The sequence below is a fragment of the Streptomyces sp. NPDC024698 genome (assembly GCF_055559015.1).
In genome coordinates this window covers 28,156-47,267 of record NZ_JBVHLK010000021.1, presented here as the reverse complement: position 1 = coordinate 47,267, position 19,112 = coordinate 28,156, and the positions used below count along the sequence as shown (strand labels likewise).

Annotated in this window: 17 protein-coding genes; 2 read left to right on the top strand and 15 right to left on the bottom strand. The window is 72.3% G+C overall.

All coding sequences use genetic code 11. The features are described from left to right. Positions 1-16 precede the first annotated feature (16 nt). The 8 genes from ACZ4AA_RS31490 to ACZ4AA_RS31455 form a co-directional block, all read right to left on the bottom strand. Positions 17-358: a DUF742 domain-containing protein gene (locus ACZ4AA_RS31490; protein WP_467610455.1), complete on the bottom strand. Its 342-nt coding sequence runs from the start codon at positions 356-358 to the stop codon at positions 17-19. Positions 359-404: 46 nt separating this feature from the next. Then, positions 405-908: a roadblock/LC7 domain-containing protein gene (locus ACZ4AA_RS31485; RefSeq protein ID WP_467610281.1), complete on the bottom strand. Its 504-nt coding sequence runs from the start codon at positions 906-908 to the stop codon at positions 405-407. Next, on the bottom strand, positions 898-3,270 hold the full coding sequence (locus ACZ4AA_RS31480) for a sensor histidine kinase (protein ID WP_467610276.1): 2,373 nt from the start codon (positions 3,268-3,270) through the stop codon (positions 898-900). The genes ACZ4AA_RS31485 and ACZ4AA_RS31480 overlap by 11 nt, the downstream gene beginning before the upstream one ends. A 175-nt stretch (positions 3,271-3,445) precedes the next feature. Beyond that, complete coding sequence (locus ACZ4AA_RS31475; protein WP_467610273.1) at positions 3,446-4,984, bottom strand: HAD-IA family hydrolase; 1,539 nt, start codon at positions 4,982-4,984, stop codon at positions 3,446-3,448. A 202-nt stretch (positions 4,985-5,186) separates the two neighbouring features. Continuing rightward, positions 5,187-6,248 (bottom strand): ABC transporter ATP-binding protein, encoded by a 1,062-nt coding sequence (locus ACZ4AA_RS31470; RefSeq protein ID WP_467610270.1) that lies wholly within the window; start codon positions 6,246-6,248, stop codon positions 5,187-5,189. Positions 6,249-6,250: 2 nt separating this feature from the next. Next, entirely contained in the window at positions 6,251-7,069 is an 819-nt protein-coding gene (locus tag ACZ4AA_RS31465) for an ABC transporter permease (RefSeq protein ID WP_467610267.1), read from the bottom strand. After that, on the bottom strand, positions 7,057-7,962 hold the full coding sequence (locus tag ACZ4AA_RS31460) for an ABC transporter permease (RefSeq protein ID WP_467610264.1): 906 nt from the start codon (positions 7,960-7,962) through the stop codon (positions 7,057-7,059). The genes ACZ4AA_RS31465 and ACZ4AA_RS31460 overlap by 13 nt, the downstream gene beginning before the upstream one ends. Further along, entirely contained in the window at positions 7,959-9,116 is a 1,158-nt protein-coding gene (locus ACZ4AA_RS31455) for an ABC transporter substrate-binding protein (protein ID WP_467610262.1), read from the bottom strand. The genes ACZ4AA_RS31460 and ACZ4AA_RS31455 overlap by 4 nt, the downstream gene beginning before the upstream one ends. Before the next feature lie 210 nt (positions 9,117-9,326). On the opposite strand from ACZ4AA_RS31455, the gene ACZ4AA_RS31450 reads away from it, so the two are divergent. Continuing rightward, positions 9,327-10,067: a GntR family transcriptional regulator gene (locus ACZ4AA_RS31450; RefSeq protein WP_467610260.1), complete on the top strand. Its 741-nt coding sequence runs from the start codon at positions 9,327-9,329 to the stop codon at positions 10,065-10,067. Positions 10,068-10,194: 127 nt separating this feature from the next. On the opposite strand, the gene ACZ4AA_RS31445 is transcribed toward ACZ4AA_RS31450, so the two are convergent. From ACZ4AA_RS31445 to rpe, 7 genes are all read right to left on the bottom strand, one after another. Next, positions 10,195-10,647, bottom strand: a complete 453-nt coding sequence (locus ACZ4AA_RS31445; protein WP_037621108.1) for an Lrp/AsnC family transcriptional regulator — start codon at positions 10,645-10,647, stop codon at positions 10,195-10,197. Positions 10,648-10,677: 30 nt separating this feature from the next. After that, positions 10,678-12,162, bottom strand: a complete 1,485-nt coding sequence (locus tag ACZ4AA_RS31440; protein ID WP_467610258.1) for an amino acid permease — start codon at positions 12,160-12,162, stop codon at positions 10,678-10,680. Between the two features lie 308 nt (positions 12,163-12,470). Further along, positions 12,471-13,913, bottom strand: a complete 1,443-nt coding sequence (locus ACZ4AA_RS31435) for a GuaB1 family IMP dehydrogenase-related protein (RefSeq protein ID WP_467610452.1) — start codon at positions 13,911-13,913, stop codon at positions 12,471-12,473. Between the two features lie 107 nt (positions 13,914-14,020). Further along, a complete protein-coding gene (locus ACZ4AA_RS31430) occupies positions 14,021-14,398 on the bottom strand; it encodes a barstar family protein (protein WP_467610254.1) in 378 nt (125 codons plus the stop codon). After that, positions 14,395-14,841 carry a guanyl-specific ribonuclease gene (locus tag ACZ4AA_RS31425; protein ID WP_467610251.1) on the bottom strand — a complete coding sequence of 149 codons (447 nt, stop codon included), beginning with the start codon at positions 14,839-14,841 and terminating at the stop codon, positions 14,395-14,397. The genes ACZ4AA_RS31430 and ACZ4AA_RS31425 overlap by 4 nt, the downstream gene beginning before the upstream one ends. 52 nt (positions 14,842-14,893) lie before the next feature. Continuing rightward, entirely contained in the window at positions 14,894-15,937 is a 1,044-nt protein-coding gene (locus ACZ4AA_RS31420; RefSeq protein WP_467610248.1) for a sugar-binding transcriptional regulator, read from the bottom strand. 78 nt (positions 15,938-16,015) lie between these two features. Then, positions 16,016-16,702: a ribulose-phosphate 3-epimerase gene (rpe, locus tag ACZ4AA_RS31415; RefSeq protein ID WP_467610245.1), complete on the bottom strand. Its 687-nt coding sequence runs from the start codon at positions 16,700-16,702 to the stop codon at positions 16,016-16,018. A 134-nt stretch (positions 16,703-16,836) separates the two neighbouring features. Here rpe and ACZ4AA_RS31410 point away from each other — a divergent pair, with 134 nt between their 5' ends. Next, the gene (locus ACZ4AA_RS31410; RefSeq protein WP_467610242.1) at positions 16,837-19,089 is read left to right on the top strand and encodes an MMPL family transporter; all 2,253 of its coding nucleotides are present in this window, start codon (positions 16,837-16,839) and stop codon (positions 19,087-19,089) included. Positions 19,090-19,112 lie beyond the last annotated feature (23 nt).

Genomic DNA, 19,112 nt, shown 5'->3' with positions numbered 1-19,112 from the left:
CCGGCCCGGCGGGCGATCACAGCTCGCGCAGACGCTCCACGATCTCGCGGAGCAGTTCCGGGCCGGCCACGGGGGCGCCGTCCGGGGGGCGGTACGGCTCGGCGATGGTCACCAGGCCCGCCTCGGCCAGATCACCGAGCAGCACCCGTACGACGGTCAGCGGCAGGTCGGCGTCCGCGGCGAGCTCCACGACCGGCCGGGGGCCGCGGCGGGCCAGGTCGAGCAGCGCGGCCGCCGCGTGATCGAGACCGGGCCGGCCCTCGTCGGTCTCCAGGACCGTGACCCGGGACATCAGATCGATGACGTGCCGGTCCGAGGGCCGGGTCCGGCCCCCGGTGACGGTGTAGGGCCGCACCATGGGCCCGGTCTCGTCCTCGTACCAGTGCTCGTCGGTCACAGCCGGGTCAGCGGCCCGCGGGGTCGGCCGCCGAACGGACGGCGGCGGCCATGTGGCGGCCGACGCGCCGGACGAGCAGTTCCATCTCGTGGGCGAGCTGTCCGACGTCCGTCTGCACCTCGCTGAGCACGGCGAGCCTGCTTCCGTCGCCCGCGGGGGTGATGAAGAGGTAGGCGTCGTCGAGCATCACCATGGTCTGGCGCACCCCGCCGGCGGCGAAGCGCTCGCCGACCGAGCGGGCGAGGCTGTGGAAGCCCGAGCAGACCGCCGCGAGGTGTTCGATGTCCCGTCTGCGCATGCCGTCCGAGCAGCTCAGGGGCAGACCGTCGGCGGTCAGGAGCACGGCCTGGCGTACGTGGTCGGTCCTGGCCACGAGATCGTCGAGCAGCCAGCCGAGGTCGGTGCCGGGCCGGTCGGCGTCGTCCCCGGTCCCGAGGGCGCCGTCCGCCCGGTCCGGGTGCCGGGCCCCGAGGGTCCGGGCGGGGTGCTCTGGGAGCTGGTCAGGGCGCATCGTGGACGTCCGTTCCTTCCTCGGTGTCGGTTCGCCGCGCCGCGTCGTGCCGCGCGGGGCCGGGCCGCCCGTCGGGGTGCCCTGGGCCGGTGTCTCCCTCTCCGCCCGTCCCGCCGGTCTCCGGCCGGGAGGGCAGGCCCCTGCGGCCCCGGTCGAGGCCGCGTTGGAAGGCTCCGAAGACCGCGCGCATCTCCTCCGGAGTGATCTCGCGCTCCGGCGCCTCGTCGGCCACCGGCGCCTCGGTGCGCAGCTCCGGGGCGAGGGCCTGCTGGCGGACCCGGGTGGGCAGCACGGGCGGTTCCGGTGCCGGGGCCTCGGGCGGTGCGGAGGAGACCTCAGGCGTCGCGGAGGTCCGCTCCCCGGACGCTGTCCGCTGGGCCGGGAGGACCGCGGTGGCCGTCCGTGAGGGCAGCGGCGCCGGAGCCGTGTCCGCCATCGGCAGGTGTGTGGTCTCCACCGGTGCGAGAACCGCCTCCGGCAGCAGCACGACCGCCGTCGTACCGCCGTACGGCGAGCGGCACAGCGTGACCTTGATGCCGTGCCGTGCGGCGAGCCGGCCCACCACGTAGAGCCCGAGCCGGTCGTGCCGGGTCGGGTCGAAGTCCTCCGGCGTGGTGAGGGTGCGGTGCGCCTCGTCGATCTGGTCCTGCGCCAGGCCGAGGCCCCGGTCGTCGATCTCCAGGACGAACCCGCTTCCGGCCCGCCCGGTGCGCAGGGTGACCTGGGTGCGGGGCGGTGAGAACACGGTCGCGTTCTCGACCAGTTCGGCGATCAGATGCACGACGTCGGCGACGGCGTCGGCCGCGACGCCCACCTCGGGCATCGGCGGGACCACCACCCGTGTGTACTGCTCGATCTCGCTCACCGCGGAGGACACCACCTCGGCGACGGGCACCGGCCGCCGCCAACGGCGGCCGGGGGCCGAGCCGGAGAGGATGATGAGGCTCTCCGCGTGCCGCCGCATACGGGTGGTGAGGTGGTCGATCCGGAACAGGTCGTCCAGGACGTCCGGGTCGTCGGTCCGGCGCTCCAGCGTGTCGACGAGCTTGAGCTGCCGGTGGACGAGGGCCTGGTTGCGGCGCGCGATGTTCAGGAGCACCGCGAACAGCCCGCGGCGCAGGGTGGCCTGCTTGACGGCGGCCTCGACGGCGGCGAGCCGGGCGGTGTTGAAGGACCGGCCGACCTGTCCGATCTCGTCGGCCACCGCCTCCACGTCCGCGAGCGGTGGCGCCTCGGCGGCCGCGTCGACCTCCTGGCCCGCGCCCAACCGCTCCATGACCTGCGGTAGTTGACGGTTGGTCAGCAGGTCGGCGGCGTCGCGCAGCGACTCGAGGCGGCGCGAGATGCGCCGGGCGCCGCGTACCGCGAACCAGAGCGAGAGGCCCACGGCGGCCAGTCCGAGGACGCCGACGATCGCGGCCTTGGTGAGCTCCTGGTAGGCGAACGCCCGTCCGCGCGTGGCGGAGTTGAGCGCCGACTGGGTGCACAGCAGCATGTACCGCTTGACGGCGTGGTCGGTGGTGGTGCGCCAGGAGCCGGCCGTGACGGCCTCGCCGGCCTTGCGCGCACCCGCCCGCAGCAGGGCGTCCTCGTCCCGGGTCAGCTCCTGGTGGAGGTCGCCCCGCTGGAAGGTCTCGAAGAGGGAGCGCGAGTCGGACGGCAGGTCGGGCACATAGGTCCGCTCGAAGACCCGGCGGTCCTCGATGGTCGCGGTGAGGGTGTCGTACTGCTGGTCGCTGAGCGTGCCGGCGGCCCGTGCCCCGGCGACGAGGGCGTCCTCGCGCGAGACGAAGTCCCGTACCCGCACCAGCTCGACGACGACCTGTGACTCACGGGCCAGCTGTCCCGCCTGGAGTGCCGTGAGCGCGGACTCGACGTCGAAGGACGGCTCGACCAGGGTGCTGTATTCGGCCACGGCCCGGTCCCAGGTGACCGTGTGCGCCAGGACCCGGCCGCGCAGCCCCTCAAGGCCGTCGACGGAGCGGAGCAGGGCGTCGAGCGCCCGCCGCTGCTGTCCGGAGAGCCGGCCGCGGTCACCGTCGCGGACCGCCGCGCGCAGCGCTGTCACGGCGCGGTCGGTGCGGCGCTCCTGTGCCAGCAGCTCGACTCCCGCCGTGGTCCCGCGCGTCGCGCCCAGGTACGCGGCGGCGAGGCGGCGTTCGATCTGGATCTGGCCGATCGCCGTGTCGACGGGCGTGCCGAAGTCGCTGTAGACACCCTGGAGACGGACGAGTGCGCGCAGGTCACCGGTGACGGACACCATGGCGAAGCTCCACAGCGTCATGAGTGCGATCACCGGGGCGATCGAGAGGGCCACGATCCGCGAACGGACCGTGGGCGGACGGCCGAAGGGCCAGCGCATGGTCTCCCCAGAACGACGGGACGGGTCGGATGGCCGGGTGACGTGTGGTAACCCATGTGTTACTCGCGGGTAGCGGGCGCGCGGCTCAAACTAGTCGATGGTGCGCCCGGACCGCAATGGTCCGGACTGACTGAGCGTTCAACGCGCACTGCACGCCGTCACCGGATCCGCCCTCTCACTCGGCGCCGGGCAGGGCGAAGACGGTGACGACCGCGGCGTGGTCGGAGGGCCAGTCGTTGCCCGTCACGTCCGGCCAGGTCCGCGGGGTGCCACGGACCAGCGTGCGGGAGTCGAGGACGGTCAGCCCCCGGTGCAGGACGAAGTCGATCCGGTCCTGCGGCTCCGGCCGTCCGCTGCCGTCCTCGTGCTCGGCGTGGACGGGCGACCAGGTGTGGCCGGGGTCCCGCGCCGGGTCGGGACGCGCCTGCCGGTAGGAGTCCCGCAGGCCCGCCTCCTCGGTCGCCCGGGTCACCGGCCACGCGACATCCGGCCAGTCCAGATGCGAGGGCACGTTGAAGTCACCGGTCAGGACGACGGGAACGGACGCGTCGCCCGTGTCGGCGATCCGGCGCAGGATCTCCCGCATCCGGGCGAGCCGGCCGCTCTCGTGCGCGATCAGCGCGGCCTCCGGAAGGCCGTCGAAGCGCGCCTCGTAGGGGCCGTACGGCGCGCAGTCGAGGTGCGCGCTCCACACGTCCACCCGCTGCCCGCCGTCCAGTTCGATCCTGACGCCGGTGCCGCCGTAGAAACCGACGTCCGGGTCGCCGAGCCGGGCGGTGATCGGGTGGCGGCTGATGACGCCGAGGTTGTCACCCGCCTGGTGGTGGTACCAGCCGAGGGCGTCGGCGAGTTCGCGCGCCGCGTTCCCGTTCGTCTCCTGGAGCCCGACGACGTCCGCCCCGGTCTCGGTGATGGCCTTGAGCTGCTTCTCGCGGTACCCGTCGACCCTGGTGCCGCCGAACCACAGGTTCCAGCTCATCACCCGCAGCTCGCCCGGGGCGACCATGGCCCGCAGCCGGGCCGGGGAGACTCCTTCCAGGCTGCCGAGCACGGTGCGGCCGGCCGCGGGCGCGATCGGTGCGAGCGAGGGCACCGCGAGGACGGCACAGCCGGCCGACTCGGCCGAGGTGACGCCGGTCTGGGTGTCCTCGACGGCCACGCAGGCGGCGGGGTCGACGCCGAGGGCGCGGCAGGCGGCGAGGTAGGGGTCGGGGGCGGGCTTGGTGCGCCGGGTGTCGTCGGCGGTGACGGAGACGGCGAACTGGTCGGCGCCGAGCGCTTCGAGGACGGTGTCGGCGACCGCGCGCGGGGATGCGGTGACCAGGGCGGTGGGCACTCGTTCGCGGGCGAGCGCCCGGAGCAGTTCCCTCGCCCCGGGGCGGGGCACGATGCCGGTGCGGACCCGGTCCGCGAACTGCCGGTGCAGTTCGGCGGCGGTGTCCTCCATCGGTGCGCCGGTGACGCCGGCCAGCCAGGCGGCGGTGTGCTCGACGGGCCGTCCGAGGACGCGCGGCTGATCGGCCCCCGTCAGCGCGTGCCCGAGCCCGCCGGCCACCTCCTCCACCGCCTCCCACCACAGCCGCTCGGTGTCCACGAGCGTGCCGTCCATGTCGAACAGAACGGCCTGAAGGGGAGGCCGAGCGGTGGTGCGGTGGGTCACTGGGGTCTCTTTCTTCGTGGGGGGGTACGGGGCAGGATCCAGCCCCTCCGGCATCCTCGGACGCGAGGGCAGCATCCAGCCCCTCCGACGGCATCCTCGGACGCGGGGACAGGATCCAGCCCCTCCGGCGTTCGAGGAGCGGGGTCTGGGGCGGAGCCCCGGGACGGGACGGGCAGGGGCGGAGGGGGCGAGAAAAGGTTGTGGGCGGTGGGGGCCTCGACAGGGCACCCACGGTCCGGGGCGGCAGCGGACGCTGTCAGCTCGGACGCGCGGCGACCAGGACCGGACGGTCCGGCAGGGTGACGGTCACGGCGGCGCCCGACCCGAGCACCGCGGCCTCGTGCGTGGGCAGGTCGGCCTTGACCTCGGTACCGTCGGCGAGCCGCACGGTCACCCGGGTGACGGCGCCGAGGAACGCGGTGGCCACGACCCGGGCGTCCCCCGAAGCGTCGGCGCTCACCCGGACCGCCTCCGGCCGCACCAGCACATCGACCGCCCCCGGCGCCGGCGCGTCCCCGTCCACCGGCAGCCGCCGGCCGAGCACGTCGACCCGGTCACCGTCGAGGGTCCCCGGGATCCTGCTCATCGTGCCCACGAACTCGGCGACGAAGGCGGTGGCGGGGCGGCCGTACAACTCGGCGGGAGACGCGCACTGTTCGAGCCGTCCGGCGCGCATCACCGCGACCCGGTCGGCCATCGACAGCGCCTCCTCCTGGTCGTGGGTCACGAACAGGGTGGTGATGCCGAGTTCCAGCTGGAGCCGGCGGATCTCCTCGCGCAGCGAGAGCCGCACCTTGGCGTCCAGCGCCGACAGCGGCTCGTCGAGCAGCAGGACGCGGGGCCGCAGGGCGAGGGCGCGGGCCAGGGCGACGCGCTGCTGCTGACCGCCGGAGAGCTGGTGCGGGAACCGCTCGCCCTTGTCCCCGAGTCCCACGAGATCGAGCAACTCGGCGGCACGGGAACGCCGTTCGGCCGTGCGCACCTTGCGCATCCGGAGCCCGAAGGCCACGTTGTCCAGGGCGCTGAGATGCGGGAAGAGGCTGTACGACTGGAAGACCATCCCGGCGTCGCGGCGGTGGGCCGGGACCCGGGTGATGTCCTGGCCGTCGACCAGCACCTCGCCCGAGTCGGGGTGCTCGAAGCCGGCGAGCATGCGCAGCGCGGTGGTCTTGCCGCAGCCGGAGGGGCCGAGCAGGGCGAGGAGTTCACCGGGCCGGACGGTGAGGTCGAGGCCGTCGAGAGCGAGGGTCGGGCCGAACTCCCGCCTGAGTCCTCGGAATTCGACGGTGGCGGCCTTGTCGAGCGTGGCGACGGTCATGTTCATCCCCGGGAGGCGGAAGCGGTACGGGAGCGGCCGCCGAGGACGGCGAGCGCGAGGAGCAGTGCCCAGGTGAGGAACAGGCTGAGCACGGAGACGGCGACGGACATCTGAGCCTGCGAGCCGCCGATGTCGTAGATCCACACGGCGAAGGGCTGGTAGCCGAGCAGGCTCGCGACCGTGAACTCGCCGAGCACCAGGGCCAGGGTGAGGAAGGAGGCGTTGAGCAGCGCGCCGCGCAGATTGGGCAGCACCGTGCGCACGAGGGCCTGCGGCATGCTCGCGCCGCAGCTGCGGGCCGCCTCGACGAGGGTGCGCACGTCGACGGCGCGCAGTCCCGCGTCCAGGGCCCGGTACACGAACGGCAGCGCCATCACGACGTACGCGAGGACGAGGACGACCGGGAAGCCCGGGTCCTGGATCGCCACGAAGGTCTGGAACAGCGGGGTGCGCGAGAGGTGTTCGGGCCCCCACTTCAGGACGGTGGCGATACCGGCGACGAAGGCGATCGGGGGGACGACCAGCGGCAGCGAGCACACCACCTCGACGACCGGCCGCAGCCGGGCCGATCCGAGCCGCAGCGCGACGGTGGCGGGCACCATCAGGAGCAGCACCACGACGATGGTCGCGGCGGCGAGTTCCAGGGAGAGCAGCAGGCTGGAGAGGAAGCCGTCGGTGGACACGATCCGGCTGTAGGCGTCGAAGGTGACGCCCTGTCCCGGCACGTCGACCGTGAAGATCACGGACGCTGCCATGGGCACCAGGAAGTACAGCGCGGCGAGGGCGAGGACCACCCAGCGCCACGGGTTCAGGCGAGCCATCGCGCGCTCCGTCGTTGCAGGGGCAGGTACACGGCCATGACCAGGCCCGCGATGAGGACCATGTCGAGGCTGAGGGCGAGCGCCACGTTCTCCTGGCCGACCAGCACGTTGCCGGAGATGGCGTCGGCGATCTGGAGGGTGACCAGCGGCACCGCGCTGCCCACCATGGCGGCCGCCGTGGCGTACGCGGCGAAGGCGCTGCCGAAGAGGAGCACGAGTCCGCCGAGGAGCGAGGGGGCGAGGACCGGCAGGGCCACGTGCCGCCAGTACTGGACGGTGGTCGCGCCGTTGTTCCGCGCGGCCTCGCGCCACTGGGAGCGCAGGCCGTCGAGGGCGGGGGTGATGGTGAGGACCATGAGCGGGATCAAGAAGTACAGGTAGACGACGACCAGGCCCCAGAAGCTGTAGAGGTCCCAGCCGTGGTCGGTGAGGCTCAAGTGCCTCGTCAGCACGCCGGAGTTGCCGAGGGTGGCGACGAAGGCGAAGGCCAGCGGGACACCGCCGAAGTTGGCGAGGACGCCGGAGGCGGTGAGCACGGCCTCGCGCAGCGCGCGGAAGCGGGAGGTCACCACGGCCTGGGCCAGCGGCAGTCCGAGGACGGTCGCGAGCCCCGCGGAGACGGCGGACAACTTCACGCTGCCCACGAGGGCGGTCAGGTAGGCGCCCTGGAACGAGCCGGTCAGATTGGCCGTGGTGTACGAAGTGGCGCCGGTGGCCTGGTCCTTGACGGTGAAGGCGCCGTTGAGCATGGCGAGCGCGGGGACGCCGAAGGAGACCGCGACGAAGACGAGCAGCGGGAGGACGGCGAGCGGGCCGGTGGCGCGGCGCCGCCGCTGCCGGTGGGCAGCGGCGGGCGCGACGTCGGCCGGGGCCTCGGTGAGGGCGGTGGTCATCCGGAGACGGCCTTGCCCCAGCCCTGGGCGAGCACGGTCTTGGCCTTGCTCTGCTGGGCCTCGGTCGGGAAGCTCGGGGTGCCCGAGACGGCGGGGAGCTTCGCGGCGGCGGTCTTGTCGAGCGTGCCGGCCTTTTCCATCGCGGTCATCAGGGCCGGACGGGCGTACCCCTTGAGCCAGAGGTTCTGTCCCTCGGCGCTGTAGAGGTACTCCTGCCACAGGCGGGCGGCCGCGGGGTGCGGGGCGTCCTTGTTGACGGCCTGGGAGTAGTACTGCGAGAACTGGCCGTCGCTCGGCACGGCGACCTTCCAGTCGACGCCCTTGGACTTGAACTCGTCGGCGTAACCGGCGTTGAGGTAGTCCCAGTCGATGCTGATGGGCGTCTCGCCCTTCTCGACGGTGGCCGGGGTCGACTCGACGGGCGTGTAGTTGCCGTTCTTCTTCAGCTTCGCGAAGAAGTCGAGGCCGGGCTGGATGTCGTCGAAGGAGCCGCCGCTCGCGAGCGAGGCCGCGTACACGCCGGCGAACGCCGAACCGGACTTGGTGGGGTTGCCGTTGAGCGCGACCTGTCCCTTGTACTGCGGCTTGAGCAGGTCCTTGAAGGTCGTCGGGCACTCCTTGACCTTCTTGGCGTCGCAGCCGATGGAGATGTAGCCGCCGTAGTCGTTGAACCAGCGGGCCTGCGGGTCCTTCTGGCCCTCGGGCAGGTCGGCGAAGCCGGCCACCTTGTACGGGGCGAGCAGGCCCTGCTGGGCGGCGCTCAGCGCGAAGGAGCTGCCGAGGTCGAGGACGTCGGGGGTGCGGTCCTGGCCCTTGCGCGAGGTGACGGCGTTGATCTCGTCCTGGCTGGAGCCGTCCGGGCTCTCGACCTGGATCTTGATGCCGTACTTCTTGGTGAACCCGTCGATGAGGGCACCGTAGTTGGCCCAGTCGCGGGGAAGGGCGATCGCATGCAGCGTGCCCTCCTTCTTGGCGGCCTTGGCCAGGGCGTCGAGACCGCCGAAGTCCGCGGCGGAGGTCGCGGTGGCCGCGCTCTTGCCGTCGGCGGTGGTCGCCTTGTCGTCGGGAGCGGCGCCGCAGGCGCTCAGGGTGAGCGCTGCGGCGACGGCGAGGCCGCCGGTGAGGAGGGCGGTCCTCGGCAGGAACACGGTCACGGTCTCTCCAGGGTGACGCACGAGGGTGGGTGGAACGGAGAACTTGTCTGAACAAGTTGGCCCCAGTAGGCCCGCCGATGGTGTCTTGTCCGTAAACTTTGGTGAAACCGTGACCCCCTATTCCCTGCACAATCCCGGCCGACGCGGATCACCGTCAGATGTCGATTAGGCTGATCACGCTGTACACAGCGGTCGAATCAGAGGGGAAGAATGGCGGCGCGACACGAGGAGATCGCCGAGGAGCTGCGACGGGCCATCGACCGCGAGGAGTACACCGTGGGCAGTCTGCTGCCGGCGGAGACCGACCTCGCGGCCCAGTACGGCGTCTCGCGCGGCACGGTCCGTCAGGCCGTCGCGTCCCTGACCGCCGAGGGGCTCATCGGATCGCGCCAGGGCGCCCGGCGCGTGGTCCTCGCGGGCCGCCGCAGCCAGAGCTTCGCCGAACTGCGGAGCTTCGCGCAGTGGGCACGGGCGATGGGGCGCGAGGCGACGGGACACGTGGTGGCCCAGGAGTACCGCCCGGCGACGGCGGAGGACGCCGTACGGCTCCAACTATCCGAGAAGGCACGGGTGTTGCACGTCCTGCGGGTGCGCGGGCTGGACGGCGAACCGGTGCTGCTCGAACGCACGGTGTACGCGGACTGGATCTCCCCCGCCGTCGCGGCGATCGAGCCCGGGTGCCCCTCGGTCACCCAGCGGCTCCTCGACGACACCGGCCTGGTCTTCGCGTACGGCGAGCACGTCATCGACGCGGTCGCGGCGGGGGCCCAGGACGCCGACCTCCTCGGCGTCCGCCGCACCAGTCCCCTGCTGCGCGTCCGCCGCGTCACCACCACCCGCGAGGGCCGCCCGGTGGAATGGTCCGACGACCGCTACCGCTCGGACGCCGTGACCTTCAGCGTCCACAACTCGATCGGCAACAACGCCTTGGCGAGAAAGACAGCCGAGTAGACACCTGTCAGGAACGCGGGGCCCCGTCAGGGGCGCGAGGAACTGCGCGACAGGCCACGAAGCACCCGCAGCCGCCTGCGGAGGCGGGGCCCCACCCCTGGGGCGCCCCGCACTTCCGGGAACCGGACTACGTCGGCGACCCCGACGAGAACCTCCGCAGGAGGGGCGAGAGCACCAGGACGGACTTCGTCCGCTCGACGAACGACTCCCCCGCGATCCGCTCCAGCACCCGCTCGAAATGCCGCATGTCCGAGGCGAACACCTGCACGACCGCATCGGCCTCCCCGGTGACGGTGGAGGCGGCCACGACCTCCTGGTACCGCTCCAGACCGCGCTGGATCGTCTCCGGCGAGGTGTTCCGGCGGCAGTAGATCTCGACGAAGCCCTCCGTCTCCCAGCCGAGGGCCGCCGGGTCCACCCGTACGGTGAACCCGGTGATGGCCCCGGTGGCCCGCAGCCGGTCGACGCGCCGCTTCACGGCCGGCGCGGACAGGCCGACCAGTTGTCCGATGTCCGCGTAGGACCGGCGGGCGTCCTCGGCGAGGGCGTGCACGATGCGTTCGTCGAGATCGTTCAGCACTGCGGGCGGTTCACTTTTCTGCGAGGAGTTCTACGGTTGCTCGGCGACGGCGGGTTCCGCGGCCGCCATCCGGGACCGGCGGTAGCCGTAACTGAAGTAGAACACGAGCCCGACGGCCATCCAGACGCCGAAGACCACCCAGGTGACGGCGGACAGACTGGCCATCATCCACAGGCACAGCAGGAAGCCGATCGCGGGCACCACCGGCGCGAGCGGCACCCGGAAGGTGCGGCGCATGGCCGGGCGCGTCCGGCGCAGCACGACGACGGCGACGTTGACCAGCGCGAAGGCGAACAGGGTGCCGATGCTGGTGGCGTCGGCGAGCTGCCCGAGGGGGATCGCGGCGGCGAGGACGCCGCAGAACAGCGAGACGATGACCGTGTTGGCGCGGGGGGTGCCGGTCTTCGGGTGGACCCGGGCGAACACCTTGGGCACGAGCCCGTCCCGGCCCATCGCGAACAGGATGCGCGTCTGCCCGTACAGCACGGTCAGCACGACACTGGCGATGGCGACGACGGCGCAGGCGGCCAGGAGCGTGCCCCAGAAGGTCTGCCCGGTGACCTCCTTCATGATCTCCGCGAGCGCTGCGTGCGCGTCGCCGAACTGCCGCCAGGGCTTCGCGCCGACGGCGACGGCCGCGACCAGGACGTACAGGGCGGTCACGATGGCCAGCGAGAGCATGATCGCGCGGGGCAGGTCGCGCTGCGGGTCCTTGGCTTCCTCGCCCGCGGTGGAGGCGGCGTCGAAGCCGATGTAGGAGAAGAACAGGGTGGCGCCGGCGGCACTGACGCCCGCCATGCCGAGCGGCATGAAGTGCTCGTAGTTGCCGGAGCGCAGCCCCTGGACCCCGATCGCACAGAACAGCACCAGCGCGGCGATCTTCACGGACACCATGATGGTGTTGGCGCGCGCCGACTCGCGCGCGCCGCCGAGCAGGAACGCCATCGCGAGCAGGACGACGATGAGCGCGGGCAGGTTGAAGATGCCACCGTCACCGGGCGGCGCGGAGAGCGCGTCGGGAATGGTGACGCCGATGGTGCCGTCGAGCAGTTCGTTCAGGTACTCGCCCCAGCCGACCGCGACGGCCGCGACCGAGACGCCGTACTCCAGGACCAGGCACCAGCCGCAGATCCAGGCGATCAGCTCGCCCATGGTTGCGTACGCGTACGAGTACGAGGACCCGGCGACGGGGATGGTGCCGGCGAGTTCCGCGTAGGAGAGGGCGGAGAAGAGCGCCGTGACACCGGCGATGACGAAGGACAGGGTGACCGCGGGTCCGGCCTTGGGGACGGCCTGGCCGAGGACCACGAAGATCCCGGTGCCGAGCGTGGCACCGATGCTGATCATGGTGAGCTGCCACAGGCCGAGGGAGCGCCGCAGCGAGCCCCCCTCACCGTGTCCGCCCTCCTGCACCAGGCGTTCCACCGGCTTGCGGCGCATGAGACGGGCGCCGAGGCCCGGGGAGGACGGGGCGGAGGTGGGTGGGGACTGCGGGGGTGCGCCTTGGTCGAGCACGCGCTCACTCCTTCATCGCTGCCGGTCGAGGAGGACGGGGACCGGCGGCACCCCTGACAGCCGGGACCCACCGAGCGGGGTCCCCGCCACGCCTTGTACAGCGCCCGACCCTATGAGTTCGGGCTTCACGGGCGTAATGCAGCAACCTTGCGCATCTCCGCAAGATCGTTGCGTTCATCGCATCCCGGCGCCTGTTCGTTGCGCAGGGCACGCCGATGGTTGCGCAAGGCGACCACCGGCCGGGCGAACACGCCTACGGCCCCCGCTCCCGCGAGGGGAACAGGGGCCGTAGGGGGAACTCCCTCGGATCAGCTCCAGCTGGCGTGCAGCGGCTTGCCCTCGGCGTAGCCGGCCGCGCTCTGGATGCCGACGATCGCGTTCGCGGCGAACTCCTCGAGGGAGTTGGCGCCCGCGTAGGTGCAGGAGGAGCGGACACCCGCGATGATCGAGTCGATCAGGTCCTCGACACCCGGACGGGACGGGTCGAGGAACATGCGCGAGGTGGAGATGCCCTCCTCGAACAGGGCCTTGCGGGCCCGGTCGTACGCGGACTCCTCGCTGGTGCGGTTCCTGACGGCCCGCGCGGACGCCATGCCGAAGGACTCCTTGTACAGGCGCCCGTGCGCGTCCTGCTGGAGGTCGCCCGGGGACTCGTACGTGCCGGCGAACCAGGAGCCGATCATGACGTTGGACGCACCGGCGGCCAGCGCCATGGCGACGTCACGGGGGTGGCGGACACCGCCGTCGGCCCACACGTGCTTGCCGTACTTCTTCGCCTCGGCGGCGCACTCCAGGACCGCCGAGAACTGCGGCCGGCCGACGCCGGTCATCATGCGGGTGGTGCACATGGCGCCGGGGCCCACACCGACCTTGATGATGTCGGCGCCCGCGTCGATCAGATCCTTGACGCCCTCGGCGGCGACGATGTTGCCCGCGACGATCGGCACCTGCGGATCCAGCGCGCGCACGGTCCGCACGGCGCTGATCATCGACTCCTGGTGGCCGTGCGCCGTGTCGATGACGAGCGTGTCGACGCCCGCGTCCAGCAGCTGCTTGGCCTTGCCGGCCACATCGCCGTTGATGCCGACGGCGGCGGCGACGCGCAGCCGGCCCCTCGCGTCGGTGGCCGGCGTGTACAGGGTGGCGCGCAGGGCACCCGTGCGGGTCAGGATGCCGGCGAGCTTGCCGTCCGCGTCCACGGCGGGGGCGTAGCGGCGGTTGGCGGCGTCGAGCCGGTTGAAGGCCTCACGGGGCTCGATGCCGGCGTCCAGGAGCAGCAGATCCTTGGACATGACCTCGGAGAGCTGGGTGAAGCGGTCCACGCCGGACAGGTCGGTGTCGGTGACCACACCGACGGGGCGGCCGTCCTCGTCGACGACGACGCCCGCGTTGTGCGCGCGCTTGGGCAGCAGCGCGAGCGCGTCGGCGACGGTCTGGTGGGGCGCGAGGACGATCGGGGTGTCGAGCACCAGATGGCGTCCCTTGACCCAGGTGACGACCTCGGTGATGACGTCGATCGGAATGTCCTGCGGAATGACGACAAGGCCACCGCGGCGGGCGACGGTCTCGGCCATCCGGCGGCCCGCGATCGCCGTCATGTTGGCGACCACGAGGGGGATGGTGGTGCCGCTGCCGTCGGGGGAGGAAAGGTCCACTCCCTGACGCGAGCCCACGGCCGAACGGCTGGGCACCATGAAGACGTCGTCGTACGTCAGGTCGTACGGGGGCTGGATGTCGTTGAGGAAACGCACGTGCTGCACATCCCAGTCGATCAGAGGTGGCCCCCGGACAGGTCAGCCAGGGGGATGAGCACGTACTTCATTGTCCCATGACAGTCGGCGCGCGGTCCCCGGGCGGATCATCCAGGCTGGTCAGGGGGCAGCTGGTCGGATCCTCCAAGGGACAGCACGACCGAGAGGGCCGCGTCGGAGTCCTGGTAGTGGCCGGAGGCCGATTCCAGCACCTCCTGCGCGGTCTCCCACTCGTCGGGCCGGGCCCGCGCGTAGGGGCGCCAGCCGGTCACCACGAGCAGTCTGCCCGGGCTGGCCGGTCCCCAGTCGGGGTCGCCCAGGAGGTCGCCGAGCGCGTCCCAGTTACGCCCGAACCACTCCGGCAGGTCGAGGCAGCGGACACAGCGCGCCATGAAGGCGGCCTTGTCGAGGACCCCGGTGAGGTCGAGCTCGGTGACCTGCCACCCGGCCGAACGGCACACCGCGGCAAGCGGACCGTGCGTCATCTCAGCACCGCCTTGAACGAGTTGTAGTGATCGTCGGTGTAGAAGATCTCCCCGCCCTGCCCGGTGACGATGCGCCGGGCTCCCCGGTCGCGCTCCCCCGGGGTCGGCACCGTGTACTCGTGGTAGTAGCCCCGGGTGTGCCCGGGCAGCACCCGCTCGAAGTTGCCGAAGACGGTGCCGTCCTTGGCGTACGGGAAGGGGCCGCCCCGGTCGATGAGGGCGAGGGTCGAGCGTGCCTCGGCGGGCAGCGCGGTCGCGGGGACGGCCGGCAGCCCGCCGGCCCAGGACGGGGCCGCCCCGGCGCGGCTCACGGCGGTGGCCGCGGGGTCCGGCGGACCGGCCCGGCCCGTCGCCGAGCAGCCCGTCAGCAGGACGGTCAGACAGACCAGCAGTCCCGCGAACAGGCGGACCGTGAACGCCCGAGGGGGCGACCGCAGCAACATGATGTCGATGCTGCCACGGCCGCCCCCTCGGGGCGCGCTTCGCGTGCCGTCCTCAGGCCCCGTCCGGGTCCGCCCGGTTCAGCGCCGGACGCGGCGGCGGGCCCGCCGTCATCAGCGCGTCCGCGGCCGAGGTGTCCGTCACCAGGCTGGTGACGAGCCCGGACCGCAGCACCGCGTCGATGGCGGCGGCCTTGCGCTGCCCGCCCGCTATGGCGACGACCTCGGGGATGCGGCGCAGCCGGTCGGCCTCGACCGTGATGCAGCGCTCGCCCAGGTCACGCCCGACCCGGCGGCCCTCGGCGTCGAAGAGGTGCGCGGACATCTCGGCGGCGACACCGAGCGAGGCGTAGTGCGCGCGCTCCGCGTCGCTGAGCATGTCGTGCACCGTGGAGATGCCGGGCTCCCAGGACCCGATGGAGACACAGGCGACCGTCACCTTGTCGAAGTACTCGAAGGCGCGGGCGATCCCCGTCTGGTGGCGCAGCGCCGCCGCGGTGGCCGCGTCGGGCAGCAGCATCGGCGCGTAGATGGGGTGGGCGTCGCCGCCCGACACCTGCGCGGCACGCCGGACGGCCTCGACGGAGCCGCGTTCGGCGGTCCCGGCGTCGTACACGCCCGTCAGCTGCACCACGGTGCACGGCGGGAGCCGGTCGAGGGCCGCCGCCATGTGGATCGTGGAGCGGCCCCAGGCGAGGCCGAGCACGTCGCCCTCGTTGACGAGTTCGCCGAGCAGGTCCGCGGCCACCTCGCCGAGGTTCTCCGGGTCGGGCGACTCCTCGGCCTCGGCCGGGGACTCGACGACCACGGCGTGCCGCAGGCCGTAGCGGGCACGCAGAGCGTCCGAGCGCTCCGCGTCGAGTTCTGCGGGGACGCGGATCTCGATCCTCACGAGATCCCGTTCGAGAGCGGTCTCCAGGACCCGGGCCACCTTGAAGCGGCTGACGCCGAACTCCTCGGCGATCTGGATCTTGGATTTGCCCTCGAGGTAGAAGCGGCGGGCCATGGCCGCCGCCTGGACCAGCTCAGCGGGTCCCATCCGCATGGCTGACCGGCCCGCCGACATACCCGACACGGCGATCTCCTCACTTCTGTTCACACTCTGGATTCGCCGTTCATCCTTGCAGATCCGGCGCACTTGATCCGCCCTGATGGGCGGCGTTCACGTTCCCTTGGCTCAGTGGCCGCACGCCCACGACGCACGGCTCGTCGCCCCCTCGGCCTGGGTGCGCAATGCACGTACCGCCTCGGCCGGGTCCGCGGCCCCGTACACCGCCGAACCGGCGACGAACACGTCGGCGCCCGCCTCCGCGCAGCGCTCGATGGTGGAGGCCGAGACACCTCCGTCGACCTGGAGCCACAGTTCCAGGCCGTGCTTGCTGATCAACTCGCGCGTGCGGCGGATCTTGGGGAGCATGATGTCAAGAAAAGACTGGCCCCCGAATCCGGGCTCGACCGTCATGATCAGCAGCATGTCCAGCTCGGGCAGCAGATCCTCGTACGGCTCGATGGGGGTCGCGGGTTTGAGCGCCATCGAGGCCCGGGCGCCCTTGGCCCGGATCTCGCGGGCGAGCCTGACGGGCGCGGCGGCCGCCTCCACATGGAAGGTGACGGAGCCGGCACCGGCTTCCACGTACTGGGGCGCCCACCGATCGGCGTCCTCGATCATCAGATGGCAGTCCAGCGGAGTGTCGGTCGCACGGGCCAGAGACTCCACGACCGGGACCCCGAGGGTGAGGTTCGGTACGAAATGGTTGTCCATGACGTCGACATGGAGCCAGTCCGCGCCTTCCACCGCCTTTGCCTCCTCGGCAAGACGGGCGAAGTCGGCGGACAGGATGCTGGGGTTGATCTGCGCGGCCATGCCCCAAGACTGCCACGTCCCGGGGCCGTTGCCCGCCTCGGTCCGGACCTGGTTCGCTCCGTGGACACCGTACGAGCGCCCGCCGTGCCCTGCGGAACGGTCCGGCGGCGCCGCGTCCGGTCCCGGGGGTGGGCGTGAACCGGCTCGACGACTGGAAGCACGGGGCCATCTCGGCCGTGTGCGGCAAGCGGTCCAAGTGGCTGGTCCTGGCCCTGTGGCTGCTGGTCCTCCTCTTCCTGGCACCCCTCGGAACCAAGCTCAGCGGAGCCGAGGACAACGACGCCCAGTCCTGGCTACCGGGCTCGGCCGAGTCCACCCAGGTCCTCGACATCTCGAACGGGTTCAGGCCCGAGCAGATCCCCGCGGTCGTCGTCTACGCGCGCCCGGACGGTCTGACGGCGCAGGACCGCAGGCAGATCGCCGAGGACGTCGGGCAGCTGAAGACGCTGCGGGAGCACGGCGTCCGCGGCGAGGAGACCCGGGGTCCCGTCTTCGACCGGCGGCCCGATCCACGCGCGGCGCAGATCTACGTCCCCATCACCATGGACGCGTCCGGCTGGCAGCGGATCGCGCCCGCCGTCTCCTCCATCCGTGACCAGGTGGGCAAGGGCGGCGACGGGCTCTCGGTGCACATCACCGGGCCCGGTGGCACGGCGGCCGACTCCTCCAAGGCCTTCGAGGGCATCGACTCGACGCTGCTCTTCGCCGCGATGGCCGTCGTCATCGTGATGCTGCTGATCACCTTCCGCAGCCCGATCCTGCTCTTCGTGCCCCTGCTCGGCGTGGTCGTCGCCCTGTTCACGGCCCAGGCGCTGATCTATCTGCTGGCCAAGCACGCGGGGCTGACCGTCAACGGGCAGAGCGCCGGTATCCTGACCGTGCTCGTGTTCGGGGCGGGAACCGACTACGCGCTGCTGCTGGTCGCCCGCTACCGCGAGGAACTGCGCCGCCACGAGGACCGGCACGAGGCGATGAAGCTCGCCATGAACCGGGCCGGCCCCGCCGTCCTCGCCTCCGGCGCGACGGTCGTGCTGAGCATGCTGGTGCTCCTGGTCGCCGAGATGAACTCGACGCGGGGCCTCGGCCCGGTCGCGGCGATCGGCGTGGCCGTCGCCCTGCTCGCCATGCTCACGCTCTTCCCCGCGCTGCTGCTCGTCTTCGGCCGCTGGATCTTCTGGCCCGCCGTCCCGCACGTCGGCTCGGCCGACCCGACCAGGAGCGGTGTCTGGGCGCGTACGGGCCGCCGCATCGCCCGCCGGCCCCGGACCACCTGGGTGGCCACCGCGCTGGCGCTGGGGCTGCTGTCGCTCGGCCTGATCCAGCTGCGGGCCGCGGGCATCCCCAACGCCGACCAGTTCACCGGGAAACCCGACTCCATCGTGGGTCAGCAGGTGTCGGCGCGGTACTTCCCCGCGGGCGACGGGGATCCGCTGGTCATCGTGTCCAACACGGCCCAGGCCAGGGAGGTCGGCCGCACCGTGGCGGCGGATCCGGACGTGGTGCCGGCGAGCATCGGTGTGCCTCCGGGCACCGCGCCCGTGCACGACGGCAGGGTGCTCTTCGAGGCGACCACGCGCGCTCCCTCCGACAGCGCGGCGGCGAAGACAACGGTGGAGCGGGTACGCGAGGCGGTGCACGCCGTGCCGGGGGCGGACGCGAAGGTGGGCGGCGGGGCGGCGGCGCTGCTGGACATGGAGAACGCCCAGACGCACGACAACTATCTGGTCATCCCGCTGGTCCTGCTGGTCGTCCTGCTGGTCCTGAGCGTCCTGCTGCGCGCGCTGGTCGCACCGCTCCTGCTGATCGGGACCGTGGTGCTGTCGCTGGCCACCGCCCTCGGGGTGAGCGCGCTGGCCTTCCGGCACGTCTTCGACTACGCGGGCGAGGACGTGGCCTTCCCGCTGTTCGTGTTCGTGTTCCTGGTGGCGCTCGGCATCGACTACAACATCTTCCTGACCACCCGCATCCGCGAGGAGGCTACGCGCCACGGCACCCGGCAGGGCGTGGTCACGGGACTCGCCACCACCGGCGCGGTGATCACCTCGGCCGGGCTGGTGCTCGCGGGCACGTTCGCGGCCCTCGGCACCCTGCCGATCGTGGGTTTCGCGGAGATCGGCTTCGCGGTCGCGCTCGGCGTGCTCCTGGACACCTTCGTGGTCCGCTCGGTCCTGGTCACCGCGCTCTTCCTCGACGTCGGCCCGAAGGTGTGGTGGCCGAACCGGCTGGCGCACGAGGACGGCGGCTCCCCTCCGGGGGACCCGAGGGCGCCCGGCGGGCCGGGGGAACCAAGGGGGCCCGGAGAACCCGGGGAGCCTGGGCAGCCCGGGATGTCGCCGGATGCCGGGGGCACCGGAGACTCCACGCCCCCGCCTCGGCCGCCCGGCTGAGGGGAGGGAGCGGTACGGCGCGT